This is a genomic window from Streptomyces sp. NPDC028419 (genome assembly GCF_055565515.1).
On record NZ_JBVHUE010000033.1, the window covers coordinates 52,917 to 65,602 of the forward strand.

General features: G+C 74.6%; 11 protein-coding genes. 3 read left to right on the plus strand and 8 right to left on the minus strand.

What is annotated here, in order from left to right; all coding sequences use genetic code 11:
- The first annotated feature begins 63 nt into the window (after positions 1–63).
- Entirely contained in the window at positions 64–1,524 is a 1,461-nt protein-coding gene (cobC, locus tag ACZ4UB_RS31200) for an Rv2231c family pyridoxal phosphate-dependent protein CobC (RefSeq protein ID WP_468075325.1), read from the plus strand.
- A 132-nt stretch (positions 1,525–1,656) separates the two neighbouring features.
- Positions 1,657–2,877 (plus strand): CapA family protein, encoded by a 1,221-nt coding sequence (locus tag ACZ4UB_RS31205; RefSeq protein WP_468075327.1) that lies wholly within the window; start codon positions 1,657–1,659, stop codon positions 2,875–2,877.
- Positions 2,878–2,899: 22 nt separating this feature from the next.
- Here ACZ4UB_RS31205 and ACZ4UB_RS31210 read toward each other — a convergent pair whose 3' ends face one another.
- Complete coding sequence (locus ACZ4UB_RS31210; protein ID WP_468075329.1) at positions 2,900–3,853, minus strand: SCO1860 family LAETG-anchored protein; 954 nt, start codon at positions 3,851–3,853, stop codon at positions 2,900–2,902.
- Positions 3,854–4,137: 284 nt separating this feature from the next.
- Positions 4,138–5,232 carry an amidohydrolase family protein gene (locus ACZ4UB_RS31215; protein ID WP_468075331.1) on the minus strand — a complete coding sequence of 365 codons (1,095 nt, stop codon included), beginning with the start codon at positions 5,230–5,232 and terminating at the stop codon, positions 4,138–4,140.
- A 64-nt stretch (positions 5,233–5,296) separates the two neighbouring features.
- On the opposite strand from ACZ4UB_RS31215, the gene ACZ4UB_RS31220 reads away from it, so the two are divergent.
- The gene (locus ACZ4UB_RS31220) at positions 5,297–6,385 is read left to right on the plus strand and encodes an aminotransferase class V-fold PLP-dependent enzyme (RefSeq protein WP_468075333.1); all 1,089 of its coding nucleotides are present in this window, start codon (positions 5,297–5,299) and stop codon (positions 6,383–6,385) included.
- On the opposite strand, the gene ACZ4UB_RS31225 is transcribed toward ACZ4UB_RS31220, so the two are convergent.
- From ACZ4UB_RS31225 to ACZ4UB_RS31250, 6 genes are all read right to left on the minus strand, one after another.
- Complete coding sequence (locus ACZ4UB_RS31225) at positions 6,382–7,530, minus strand: aminotransferase class V-fold PLP-dependent enzyme (protein WP_468075335.1); 1,149 nt, start codon at positions 7,528–7,530, stop codon at positions 6,382–6,384. The two genes, ACZ4UB_RS31220 and ACZ4UB_RS31225, sit on opposite strands and share 4 nt — an antisense overlap.
- 92 nt (positions 7,531–7,622) lie before the next feature.
- Positions 7,623–8,333 carry a DsbA family oxidoreductase gene (locus ACZ4UB_RS31230; RefSeq protein ID WP_468075337.1) on the minus strand — a complete coding sequence of 237 codons (711 nt, stop codon included), beginning with the start codon at positions 8,331–8,333 and terminating at the stop codon, positions 7,623–7,625.
- Positions 8,334–8,424: 91 nt separating this feature from the next.
- A complete protein-coding gene (locus ACZ4UB_RS31235; protein ID WP_468075339.1) occupies positions 8,425–8,943 on the minus strand; it encodes a GNAT family N-acetyltransferase in 519 nt (172 codons plus the stop codon).
- An 88-nt stretch (positions 8,944–9,031) separates the two neighbouring features.
- Positions 9,032–10,489: a peptidoglycan D,D-transpeptidase FtsI family protein gene (locus ACZ4UB_RS31240; protein ID WP_468075342.1), complete on the minus strand. Its 1,458-nt coding sequence runs from the start codon at positions 10,487–10,489 to the stop codon at positions 9,032–9,034.
- Positions 10,490–10,551: 62 nt separating this feature from the next.
- On the minus strand, positions 10,552–11,214 hold the full coding sequence (locus tag ACZ4UB_RS31245) for a response regulator transcription factor (protein ID WP_468075344.1): 663 nt from the start codon (positions 11,212–11,214) through the stop codon (positions 10,552–10,554).
- Positions 11,211–12,644 carry a sensor histidine kinase gene (locus ACZ4UB_RS31250; protein ID WP_468075346.1) on the minus strand — a complete coding sequence of 478 codons (1,434 nt, stop codon included), beginning with the start codon at positions 12,642–12,644 and terminating at the stop codon, positions 11,211–11,213. The genes ACZ4UB_RS31245 and ACZ4UB_RS31250 overlap by 4 nt, the downstream gene beginning before the upstream one ends.
- Between the last annotated feature and the right edge of the window lie 42 nt (positions 12,645–12,686).

Consider the following 12,686-nt stretch of genomic DNA (forward strand, 5'->3'; position numbering starts at 1 on the left):
CTGCCGGGCCCGCGCGCACCTTCACGCGCGGGGTGGCGGACGATGCGTTGTTGACGGCTGACGATGTCGAGGGAGCGAGGACCCCGGGTGGGCGAGCAGGGCGGTTACAGCGGATACGAACGGGTGGTCGTCGGAGTCGGCGGGCGCTCGGGGGTCACGGCCGAGGAGGTCTGCTCCCTGGTCGAGGCGACCCTGCGGGACGCCGGGCTGGCGGTGGCCGCGATGAGCGCGCTGGCCACGGTCGAGTCGAAGGCCGCCGAGGCGGGGATCTCCGGCGCGGCGGAACGCTTCGGCGTACCGCTGCTGACGTACGGGCCCCAGGAGCTGGAGCGGATCGCGGTCCCGCATCCGAGCGAGGCCGTCCGGGCGGCGGCGGCGACCCCCTCGGTGGCCGAGGCGGCGGCGCTGGCGGGCGGTGGTGAGCTGCTCGTGCCCAAGCGGAAGTCGGCGGCGGCCACCTGCGCCGTGGCCCGGGCGGAGGCGCACGACCTGCGCCACCACGGGGACGCGGAGCTGGTGGACGCGCCGGGGCGGCTGGTCGACCTGGCCGTCAACGTCCGGTCGGACACTCCCCCGGCGTGGCTCAAGGAGCGGATCGCCGCCTCGCTGGACACCCTTTCGGCCTATCCGGACGGGCGGGTGGCGCGGGCCGCGGTGGCCGCGCGCCACGGGCTGCCGGTGGAGCGGGTGCTGCTGACGGCCGGGGCGGCGGAGGCCTTCGTGCTGATCGCGCGGGCGCTGGGCGCCGTACGGCCGGTGGTGGTGCACCCGCAGTTCACCGAGCCGGAGGCGGCCCTGCGGGACGCCGGACACCGGGTGGAGCGGGTGCTGCTGCGGCCGCAGGACGGTTTCCGGCTGGACCCGGCGGCGATACCCGAGGACGCGGACCTCGTGGTCATCGGCAATCCGACCAATCCGACCTCGGTGCTGCACCCGGCGGCGGGGTTGGCCGCGCTGGCCCGGCCGGGGCGGATCCTGGTGGTCGACGAGGCGTTCATGGACGCGGTGCCGGGCGAACGCGAGGCGCTGGCCGGGCGGACGGACGTGCCCGGGCTGGTGGTGCTGCGGAGCCTGACCAAGACGTGGGGGCTGGCGGGGCTGCGGATCGGCTACGTGCTGGCCGAGCCCGCCGTGATCGCCGCGCTGTCGGCGGCGCAGCCGCTGTGGCCGGTGTCCAGCCCGGCGCTCGCGGCGGCCGAGGCGTGCGTGGCCCCGGCGGCGCTGGCCGAGGCGGAGGCCGCCGCGCGGCAGATCGAGGTGGACCGGGCCCACCTGTTGGCCGGGCTGGCCGAGTTCGACGAGGTCACGGTGGCCGGGGTGGCGGCCGGGCCCTTCGTACTGATCCGGGTGGAGCGGGCGCAGGAGGTGCGGGCCCGGCTGCGGGCCCTCGGCTTCGCCGTCCGGCGCGGGGACACCTTCCCCGGGTTGGACCGGTCCTGGCTGCGGCTGGCGGTGCGCGACCGGGCGACGACGGGCCGGCTGCTCCAGGCGCTGGACCACGCGCTGACGCTCACGTCGCCCTGACCCGGTCCCGGGGCACGCGCGCCCCGGGCCGGCCCCGCCCCACCTCGCCGGGCACGAACGACCGTGCGAGAGTGTGCCGACACGCACGGTGGCCGGATCCGGCCGGCCCGGAGGTTTCGGGGGAAGACCACGATGAGGACGTCCGCGAGGATCACGACGGGGGTGGCGGGACTGGCGCTCGTCGCCGGGGGCGTCTACGCCGTGCCGCGGCTGCTCGACGACGGCGGTGGCCCGGCGGCCGCGCAGCGGCTGGGCGGCCGCGCGCCCGAGCCCGGCGGGAGCGGCGCGACCACGCCGCCCGGGGCCCGGCCCTTCACGCTCGTCGCCACGGGCGACATCATCCCGTACCCGTCGATCATCGAGCGCTCGGCCCTGGACGCGGGCGGCGACGGGCACGACTTCCGCAAGATACTCGGGGGCGTCAAGGCCGTCGTGAGCGCCGCGGACATGGCGGTGTGCCACCACGAGATACCGTACGGCGAGCCCGGCGGCCCCTTCACCGGCTACCCGACCTTCAAGGCCCCGCACGAGCTGGCCGACGCCCTCAAGGACACCGGGTACGACAGCTGCTCGACGGCCTCGAACCACACGCTGGACGCCGGTTACCCCGGCCTCGCCCGGACCCTGGACCACCTCGACCGGGTCGGCATCAAGCACACGGGATCGGCCCGCGGCGCGGCGGAGGCCCAGACGCCCGTCCTGATCGAAGCGGGCGGCGCGAAGGTCGCCCAGCTGTCGTACACCTACGGCACGAACGGCATCCCGGTCCCCGAGGGCAAGCCCTGGTCCGTGAACCTCATCGACCAGCGGCGGATCATCGCCGACGCCCGCGCGGCGCGGGCCGCGGGTGCGCACGTGGTGGTGCTCAGCGTGCACTGGGGCACCGAATGGCAGACGGCACCCGACCAGCAGCAGCTGGAGCTGGCGCGGGCGTTGACCGCCTCGCGGACCGAGGGCGGGCCGGACCTCGACCTGATCCTCGGCACCCACAACCACGTGCCGCAGCCGTACGAGAAGGTCAACGGCACGTGGGTGGTCTACGGGATGGGCGACCAGGTCGCCAGCTTCGTGCCGCCGGAGATGAAGCGCGGCAACATGGGCTCGATCCCGCGCTTCACCTTCACCCCGTCGACCGAGCGGCCGGGCCGCTATGAGGTGACGAAGGCCGAGTTCCTCACCGAGTACTCGGACATGACCCCGCCGTTCCGCGTGGTGTGCGCGGCCTGCGCCGCCTCGGACGCCGGTCTGGGCGCCGCGAAGCGGTCGGAGTACGCGGCCGTCGACCGGCAGGTGACGGAGGCCGTGCTCTCGCGCGGGGCCGGCGAACAGGGCCTGACGCACGCCGCCCGCTGACGCTCGTACGGGTCCGGCGCGGCTACTGGATCCGGCCGCGGCCCCGGCTGCGGGTCACGACGAGGGCCGCGGCTCCCATGCCGAGCAGGAGCAGCGCGCCGCCCGCCACGTACGGGGTGACCGAACCGGCCCCGGTCTCCGCCAGGTTGGCCTCCGCACCCGCGGACTGGGGCTTGACGTCCGCGACGGCGGCCGGCTTCGCGGAGACCTGGGTCGAGGGCGCGGTGGAGGGCGACGGCGCGATGCCGCCGTTGCCCTCGCAGTGCGCCTCGGCCAGGACCACCTCGCCGGTCACCTGGGCGACGTTGAGGTTGCCGGGGTTCACCGACACCGTGAGCCGCAGGGCGGCGGCCGCGGCGGTGGTCGAGGTGGTCCGCGTACCGGACAGCTCCATGCTGACCTCGCCCACGCCCGGGACGGCGATCCGGGTCGGGCCGCCGGCGGACAGGGTGATCTTCTTGCCGAGCGCGGTGACGGTGCCGAGCACGTTGGAGCTGGCCACCGGCTTCTTCCCCGGCTCGCACACGGCCTTCGAGGTGACCTTCTCCACCTCGATCAGGGCGAGCGCGGGCAGTCCGGGCACGTGGACCTTGGCGTGGACCAGGTTCGCCTCGGCCCGCGCCCCGGTCTTGTCCGCCGTCGCCTTCGAGGTGGCGACGTCGGCGCGCAGGACGTTCACCGGCTGCCCCTTGTCGACCCCGTCCAGGGTGACGGTCAGGGCGGTCTTCGCGGCGTCGGCGGGCGCGCTGACCTCGTTCAAGGTGGCCGTGAGCGGTACGTCGACGGTCTTGTTGAGCAGGCCCACGTCGAGCCCGGCGCGCAGGACGACGGCGCCGGCCTTGCCGGAACCGCCCGCGCTGCCCGTGCCCCCGGCTCCGGGGCCGCCCGTGGCGTGGGCGGCGGGAGCGGTGAGCAGGGCGACCGCTCCGGCGGCGAGCAGGGCGGCCGCGGGCGTGCGGAAGGTGTTGCTGTTCAAGGTGGTGGAACCCCCAGGGAGGTGGGAGCCGTCGCGCCGCCAATGGGGGACATCGCGCGCCGACGGCCTGGACCCCGGAATCTTTACGCACTGAGAGTGAACACGTGACGACCTGGCGTGAGTTCACCCCAAAGGGTGGTTTCCATGCACATATTCGAATCTAGCGGCATGGGAGTGCGCCTCACGCGGCACGGAGGTGCGCCGAAACCTCATGGACCACAGGTTTCGGCCACACCTAACGACCGGGCGCACGGCCGCGTCACGCCCCGGTCAACGCCGCGCGCTCAGCCCCGGATCCGCCCCGCCAGCACCACCCGGCGCGGGTCGGCCAGCACGGACACGTCCGCCCGCGGGTCCTCGCCGTAGACCACCAGGTCCGCCCGGGCGCCCTCCTCCAGACCGGGCCGTCCCAGCCAGGCGCGGGCCCCCCACGTCGTCGCCGACAGCGCGGCCGACGCCGGGATCCCCGCCTTCACCAGCTCGGCCACCTCGGCGGCGACCAGCCCGTGCGGCAGCGAACCGCCCGCGTCCGTACCGACGTAGACCGGCACGCCCGCGTCGTACGCCGAGCGCACCGTGTCGTAGCGCCGCTCGTGCAGCCGCCGCAGATGGGCCGACCAGCGGGGGAACTTGGCTTCGCCGCCCATCGCCAGCTTCGGGAAGGTCGCGATGTTCACCAGCGTCGGCACGATCGCCACCCCGCGCTCGGCGAAGAGCGGAATGGTGTCCTCGGTCAGGCCGGTGGCGTGCTCGACGCAGTCGATGCCCGCCTCCACGAGGTCGCGCAGCGAGTCCTCGGCGAAGCAGTGGGCGGTCACCCGGGCCCCGAGCCGGTGCGCCTCGGCGATCGCCGCCTCGACCTCGGCGCGCGGCCAACAGGCCGTCAGGTCACCCACCTCGCGGTCGATCCAGTCGCCGACCAGCTTCACCCAGCCGTCGCCGCGCCGGGCCTCGCGGCCGACGTACTCGACGAGGTCGGCGGGCTCGATCTCGTGCGCGTAGTTGCGGATGTAGCGGCGGGTGCGGGCGATGTGCCGGCCGGCGCGGATCACCTCGGGCAGGTCCTCGCGCGTGTCGATCCAGCGGGTGTCGGAGGGCGAACCGGCGTCCCGGATCAGCAGGGTGCCCGCCTCCCGGTCGGCCAGCGCCTGCTTCTCGCTGGTCGCGTCGTCGACCGGGCCGTGGGCGTCCAGGCCCACGTGGCAGTGCGCGTCGACCAGCCCCGGCAGCACCCAACCGGTCACGGTGGTGACCTCGTGCGCGCCCGCCCCGGTGCGCGGGCGCTCGTACGAGATCCGGCCACCGACGACCCACAACTCGTCGCGGACCTCGTCCGGTCCGACGAGCACCCGCCCCTTCACGTGCAGCACATCGCTCATGGCCGCACTGTAGCCACCCGCTCGGTACGCTCTGTCCGTAACCTCGAACGAAGAGAGCACCTCGGTGACCAGCACTGCGCCCCACCCCCTCCTTGACCTGCCGCCGCTGACCGCGGAGCGGTTCGCGTCGATCGAACGGGGGGTCGCGGACCTCCTCTCCACCCGCCAGGACGTGGTGATCACCCAGGGCGAGGCGCTGCTCCCGCTGGAGGGCTGCATCCGCTCGGGCGCGCGGCCCGGTTCGACGGCGCTGAACATCGTGACGGGCCCGTACGGGACCACCTTCGGCAACTGGCTGCGGGACTGCGGCGCGACGGTCGTGGACCTGACCGTGCCCTTCGACACCGCCGTGAGCGCGGCGCAGGTCGCGCGGGCGCTGGCCGCGCACCCGGAGATCGACTTCGTCTCGCTGGTGCACGCGGAAGCGGCGACCGGGAACACCAACCCGGTCGCGGAGATCGGCGAGGTCGTCCGGGCGCACGGCGCGCTGTTCATGCTCGACGCGGTGGCGTCGGTGGGCGCGGAGCCGTTGCTGCCGGACGCGTGGGGCGTGGACCTGTGCGTGATCGGGGCCCAGAAGGCGATGGGCGGCCCGGCCGGTGTGTCGGCCGTGTCGGTCTCGCAGCGCGCGTGGGACCGCTTCGCGGGGAACGCGTCGGCGCCGCGCCGCTCCTACCTCTCCCTCCTGGACTGGAAGGAGCGCTGGATCGACGGCGGGCGCAGGACGCTGCTGCACGCTCCCGCCCAGCTGGAAATGCTCGCGCTGGAGGCCTGCCTGGCCCGGATCGCCGACGAGGGCCCGGCGGCCCTGATGGCCCGCCACGCGGCGGCCGCGGCGGCGACCCGGGCGGGAGCGGCGGAGTTGGGGGTGGCGCCGTACGTCATCGCCGCGGCGGACGCGGCCCCGGTGGCCACCACCCTGCGCGTGCCGGAGGCCGCGGCGGTGGTGGCGCGGGCCCTCGCAGCCGACCCCGCGGCCCCGCTGGCCGCGGGCGGCGGCGCGCTGGCCCAGGAGATGGTCCGGGTCAACCACTACGGCCCGGCGGCCGCGCTCCCCGCGGTGCACGCCTCGCTGACGGCCCTGGCCACGGCCCTGTCCGTCCCGCCGACCGCCGCCCTGAACGCGGCCACCGCGGCCTGGTCACGGCACTAGCCGGCGAGGGCGTCGAGCGCGCGGTCCACGTCCGCCTCCGTGTTGTACAGGTGGAAGGAGGCCCGCAGGGCGCCCGCGCGGGCCGCGGTCGGGATGCCCGCCGCCAGCAGCACGGGCTGGCGGTCGGCCAGGCCCGGGACGGAGACGATCGGGGCGCGCCCCGGGACGGGCTCGTGGCCGAGGTCGGCGAGGCCGGCCCGGAAGCGGTCGGCCAGCGCCGTGTCGTGGGCGTGCACCGCCTCGATGCCGACCCGTTCCAGCAGGGCCAGCGCCGGCTCGGCCGCGTGGTAGGCGAGGAAGGCCGGGGACTCGTCGAACCGCCGCGCGTCCTCGGCCAGTTCCACCATCGGCCCGTAGAAGGCGTCACGCCCGGGCCGGGCGGCCGTCCACCCCGCGTGCAGCGGCACCAGGGTCTCCTGCGCCTCCTCGGAGACCGTCAGGTACGAGACCCCGCGCGAGGCGAGCAGCCACTTGAACCCGGCGGTCACGGTGTAGTCGTAGGGCGTCGCGTCGAAGGGCAGCCAGCCGATCGTCTGCGAGGCGTCCACCAGCATCCGCGCCCCGTGCGCGGCGGTGGCCGCGCGGATCGCCGCGAGGTCGGCCGTCCGCCCGTCCGCGGACTGTACGGCGCTCAGCGCGACCAGCGCGGTCCGCGCGCGGACGGCGTCGGCGACCGACTCCAGGGGGACGAAGCGCAGCGCCAGGTCCCCCCGCACCACGAAGGGGTTCATCACCGAGGCGAAGTCGTCCTCGACGCAGAGGACCTCGGCCCCGGCGGGCAGCGCGGCGGCGATCAGGCCGACGTGGGTGGCCACGGCCGAACCGAGGGCCACCCGCGAGGACGCTACCCCGGCCAGGCGCGCGAAGCCCTCGCGCACCCGGCCGGCGATGGCGAGGTCCCCGAAACCGGCCGGATCCCCGGCCCCGGCCGCGTCCGCCATGGCGTGCACGGCCGCCACCGCGGCGCGCGGGAAGACGCCGCAGGTGGCGGTGTTGAGGTAGGCGGTGGTGTGCCCGAACTCGGCGCGGGCCGCGGCGACGAGCTCGGCGCGCGCGGCCGGGGTCACGGCATCGGCCGCCGCCGGGGTCGCCGCCCGGGCGGGGCTCACATCGGCGGGCGCGTCTTCAGTACCGGGAAGATCCATGGGACCCACTCTGCTTCAGCAACGACCCCCCGTCCATGGCCGGTTCGGCCGGATGGACCGGGTCGGGTGCGGGTGCGGGTGCGGGTGCGGGCTCAGGCCCGGTCCGGCACCGCGCACGCGCCGTCCGGCTCGCAGGCCGGCGCCTCGGGCGAGGTGTCGACGCTCTCGCGCCCGGCCCACGCCTGCTCCAGCGCCTGGGTGAAGACCTCGGCGGGCTGCCCGCCCGAGACCCCGAAGCGGCGGTCCAGGACGAAGAACGGCACCGCGTTCGCGCCCAGTTCGGCCGCCTCCCGCTCGTCGGCGCGCACGGCGTCGGCGTAGGCGGTGGCGTCGGCGAGCACCGCGGCCGCCTCCGCCTCGTCCAGCCCGGCCTCGACGGCGAGCGCCAGCAGGGTCGCGGAGTCGAAGACGGACCGCTCCTCGGCGAAGTTGGCCCGGTAGGCGAGGTCCAGCAGCTCGTCCTGGCGGCCACGCGCGGCGGCCAGGTGCAGGAGGCGGTGGATGTCGAAGGTGTTGCCGTGGTCGCGGCCTTCGGTGCGGTACTCCAGCCCCTCGGCGCGGGCGCTGGCCGCCACGTGCTCCTCCATGCCGCGCGCCTCGTCGAGGGTGCGGCCGTACTTCTTGGCCAGCATCTCCACGACGGGGGCGACGGCGCCCTTGACGCTGTTCGGGTCGAGCTCGAAGGAGCGGTGGACCACCTCGACCTCGTCGCGGTGCGCGAAGGCGGCCAGCCCCTTCTCGAAACGGGCCTTGCCTATGTAGCACCAGGGGCAGGCGATGTCGCTCCAGATCTCGACGCGCATGATCCTTCTTCTCTCCGGGTCCGGGGTGGGCTGAGGGGCGCGGAGGGGTCTCCTCCGTCGTCCCAGGGGCACAACGCCCACCCCACGTCCCTCATTCCCCGACCGTCAGCCAGAGGACCTGGTGGGATCCGGCGCGCGGGGCGAGCGGGTCGGGGCGCCAGCCGTGGGCCGCGTAGAAGGCCTGGGCCCGCAGATTGTGCTCGTAGACCTCCAGTCGGACCCGTGGCACGCCCGCCCGGCGCCAGCGCTCCAGGCAGGCGGCGTGCAGGGCGGCGCCGGTGCCGCGGCGCCAGTGGGCGGGGTCGACGTGCAGTTGGGTGAGCGTGGTCTCACCGGCCACGGTCCGGAAGGCGGCGACCCCGGTCAGCTCGCCGTCCTGCTCGGCGCAGAGCACCCCGCCGGTCTCCCCGGCACCGCCGCCGGCGGCGGGCGTACCGTCGCTGCCGTCGCTGCGGGCGACGGCGTGCGACCAGCCCTCGCGGCTGCGGGCCAGCTCGTCCTCTCCCGCGTAGGCGCCCTCGGGTATCCGGCCGCGGTAGTAGGTGGCGCGGGCGCGGCTGTGCAGGGCGGCGATCGCGTCGAGATCGGCGGGGCGTGCGGTCCTGATCATGGGAAAGAGAACGCGCCGGAAACCTCGCTGGTTCCCGGCGCGTTCGTACTTCCGTACGTCGATCGTGAGGTCGATGGTCAGGCGGTGGCTACTTCTTCAGCCACGCGTCCATCATCTTCTGGGCCACCGGCGCGGCCAGCTTGCCACCACCGATCTCGGACCGGTCCGTGTCCGAGTTCTCGACGACCACGGCCACCACGATCTGCTTGCCGCCCTTCTTGCCGTACGAGGTGAACCAGGCCAGCGGTGCGAGGCTGTTGTTGACGCCGCGCTGCGCGGTACCGGTCTTGCCGCCGACCTCGGCGCCGGAGATCTGCGCGGGCTTGCCGCCACCGTCGGAGACCACGGTCTTCATCGCGTCGCGGATCATCGAGGCCGTCTTCTCGCTCATGACCTGCTTGGACTTCGGGTCCTTGAAGCTCTCCAGGACGTTGCCGCTGGAGTCGGTGACCTCGGAGACCACGTGCGGGGCCACGAGCTTGCCGCCGTTCTCGATCGCCGCCGTCACCATCGCCATCTGGAGCGGGGTGGCCTGGACGTCGAACTGGCCGATGCCCGTCTGGGCCACCTGGTCCTTGGACATCTTCTTCGACGGGTACTTGCTCGTCGGCGTGGTCCCGATCGGGATCTTGACGTCCGTGTTGAAGCCGAGCTTCTCCGCCATGGCCCGCATCTTGTCCTGGCCGAGCCGGTAGGCCAGCTCCGCGAAGACGTTGTTGCAGGACTTCTTCAGACCCTCGCGCAGGGTCACGTTGTTGCAGCCCGGCGTCGGCGCCTCGCTCTTCAGCACGGTCGTGGTGCCGGGGATGGTGTACGGGTCCGGGATGCCGGTGGGCGTGTCGATCGAGCTGAAGAGCCCGTTCTCCAGCGCCGCCGCCAGGGTGACCAGCTTGAAGGTCGAGCCGGGGGCCTGCGGCTTGCGCAGGGCCGTGTTCACCATGGGCGCGCCGAGGTTCTCCGAGAGCTTCACCCAGGCCGCCTCGGCGTCCTTGCCGCTGCCGGTGATGCTGCCCGGGTCGTACGTCGGGTTGTTCACGATCCCGAGGATTTCGCCGGTGTCGGGGTCGATCGCGACGGCGGAGCCCTGCACGCCCTGGAGCGCGTCGAAGCCGGCCTTCTGGACGTCCTTGTCGATCGTCGTCAGGACGTTCCCGGGGTCGGCCCGCTTGTTCGTGAGGATGTCCATGAACGACTTCAGCCGGTTGTCCGAGCCGTTCAGGATGTTCTTGTAGATCCCCTCCAACATCGTGGAGGTGTATACCTGCGAGGTGTGGCCGGTGATCGGCGCATACAGCGGGCCGTCGGTGTAGGTCCGCTTGTACCCGAAGTCCTTGCTCCCCTCGGTCTTCACCGAGCCGGTGATCGCCTCACCGCCCACGATGATGTTGCCCAGCGGGTTCGCGTACTGCCCGATGAGGTTCCGCCGGTTGTTCTTGTCGTCTGCGAGCGCCTGGCCTTGGTACGCCTGCACCCATGTGACCCGCACCAGCAGGGCAAGCACCAGAAGCAGACAGAAGACGGACGCGCGCCTGATCGTCTTGTTCATCTCTGAAAAGGACGCACCAGCGGTCCCGGGCGTTCCACTGTGCCCCGATTGTGGCGGGGTTCTCAGCCTTTCTTCATGAGGAAGCCCCCTTCGTAGGCGGCGATGACCGCCTGGGTCCGGTCCCGGGAGCCGGTCTTGGCCAGGACCGCCCCGACGTGGGTCTTCACCGTCTGCGGGCCGACGCCGAGCCGCTCGCCGATCTCGTGGTTCGACAGCCCGCTCGCCATCAGGCGCAGCACGTCGGCCTCGCGCTCGGTCAGCCGGGCGGCCCAGGCGGCGACGGCGGCCGGCCCCGGGTCGTGGGCGGCGGCCAGCGCGCGGACCGCCGCCGGGAAGAGCAGCGAATCGCCGCGGGCGACCAGCCGGACCGCGCCGATCAGCTCCTCGGCGTGGGCGCGCTTGAGCAGGAACCCGGCGGCGCCCGCACGCAGCGCGTCGTACACGTACGAGTCGTTCTCGAAGGTGGTGACCACCAGGATCCGGGGCGGCTCCGCCATGGTGGCGAGGATCTGCTCGGTGGCCCGGATGCCGTCGATCTCGGGCATCCGGACGTCCATGAGGACCACGTCGGGGGCGGCGGCCCGGACCAGGGAGACGGCCTCGGCGCCGGAGGCCGCCTCGCCCACCACCTCCAGGTCCGGCTCGGCATCGAGGATGGCCCGCAGGGCGGTGCGGACCATCCGCTCGTCGTCCGCGACCACGATGCGCAGCGGCGGGCGGTTCACCGGGCGCCACCGCCCAGCGGCAGGACGGCGCGCAGGCTCCACTGCCCGCCCAGCTCGCCCGCCTCCACGACCCCGCCGAGCAGCACCGCCCGCTCGGCGGCGCCGCGCAGTCCCAGGCCCCCGCCCCTGCGGGGCTCGCGCCCGGTGTCCTCGACCAAGGGGTTCGTCATGATCAACTCCAGTTCGCGTGATCCGCCGGGGCGGGATCCGTCGGGTGCGCGGTCACCGCCGCGCGGGCGGCCGGGCTCATGGGCCTTCGGCCGGTGGACGCGCAGCCGGAGGTCGACCGGGCCGCCACCGTGCCGCAGCGCGTTGCTGAGCCCTTCCTGGACGATCCTGTACGCCTCCCGGGAGACGATCGCGGGCAGCTGCCCCCAGTCGCCCACGGGACCCGGATCCTGGCGGGCCGTGATCCGGACGCCCCCCGCCCGGCTGCGGGCCAGCAGCCCCTCCAGGTCGGTGGCCAGGGTCGGCGCGGGCGCCGCGCCGGGCCGCTCGCCCACCCCGTCGCCCTCCCGCAGCAGGCCGAGCACCGCGTCCAGCTCCCCCACCGTGCGCCGGGTGGTGTCCTCGATCGCGGCCAGCGCCTCACGGACGAACTCCGGGTCCGTCTCCAGCACCCGCCGGGCCGCCCCCGCCTGGAGGGTGACCGCGCTGAGCGCGTGCCCCACCGCGTCGTGCAGCTCCCGGGCCAGTCGGTTGCGCACGGCCAGGTCGGCCGCCCGCTCCTCAGCCGCGGCCAGCCGGTCCGCCCCGGTCGGCCCGAGCAGTACGGGCGCCAGCCGGGCCAGCAGCGCACCGGCCCCCGCCGCGCAGAGCGCCAGCGCGCCGAGCAGCGCGACCCCGATCAGCGGGGCGACGTACGCCCCGGCCCCGGTGGCGGCCCAGTCGAGCCCCTGCGGGGTGGTGTCCGCCAGCAGGGTCACCAACGGCAGGGCGATCAGCATCACCCCCAACGGCGGAACCGCCAGGGTCATCCCGCTCACCACCGCCCCGAGCCCCAGGTGCAGGGTCCACCACGCCGAAGCCCGGCCCCGCGCCGCCCAGGACCGCCCGGGCCCCCGCGCCAACAGCTCCCCCGGCACCCCGCACAGGGCCCGGACCGCGGCCACCGACATCGGCCTGGTCAGGGGGAACATCCCGCTGACGGCCACCAGCGGCAGCGCCACCGCATAGGAGACCAGCGTGAGCGGTAACGAGTTGAGGGCGTTGACCCCGCCGTCGGCGGCCCCCACCACCACCTCGGCCAGCAGGAAGTACGGCATCAGCAACGCCCCACCGAGCACCAGGTGCACCCAGCGCAGCCCCGCCCTCGCCAGCCCGGCCCGGGTCAGCCCGAGCCGCTTCGACCCGAGCCGCTTCGGCCCCCACCCGCCGGGCCGCGCTCCGGCCGGTCCGGCCGCGCGCGATCGCCCCCTGCCCCGCCCCATCTCGTCCCCCGCCCTGGTCGGCCCCGCCCCCGCGAGCCCGTC

Bases quoted from the DNA above. Each gene is read 5' to 3' on its own strand.
- ACZ4UB_RS31235 (WP_468075339.1), bottom strand. From the start codon at position 8,943: ATGATCAGGACCGCACGCCCCGCCGATCTCGACGCGATCGCCGCCCTG.
- ACZ4UB_RS31215 (WP_468075331.1), bottom strand. From the start codon at position 5,232: ATGAGCGATGTGCTGCACGTGAAGGGGCGGGTGCTCGTCGGACCGGAC.
- ACZ4UB_RS31230 (WP_468075337.1), bottom strand. From the start codon at position 8,333: ATGCGCGTCGAGATCTGGAGCGACATCGCCTGCCCCTGGTGCTACATA.
- cobC (WP_468075325.1), top strand. From the start codon at position 64: ATGTCGAGGGAGCGAGGACCCCGGGTGGGCGAGCAGGGCGGTTACAGC.
- ACZ4UB_RS31205 (WP_468075327.1), top strand. From the start codon at position 1,657: ATGAGGACGTCCGCGAGGATCACGACGGGGGTGGCGGGACTGGCGCTC.
- ACZ4UB_RS31250 (WP_468075346.1), bottom strand. From the start codon at position 12,644: ATGGGGCGGGGCAGGGGGCGATCGCGCGCGGCCGGACCGGCCGGAGCG.
- ACZ4UB_RS31225 (WP_468075335.1), bottom strand. From the start codon at position 7,530: ATGGATCTTCCCGGTACTGAAGACGCGCCCGCCGATGTGAGCCCCGCC.
- ACZ4UB_RS31240 (WP_468075342.1), bottom strand. From the start codon at position 10,489: ATGAACAAGACGATCAGGCGCGCGTCCGTCTTCTGTCTGCTTCTGGTG.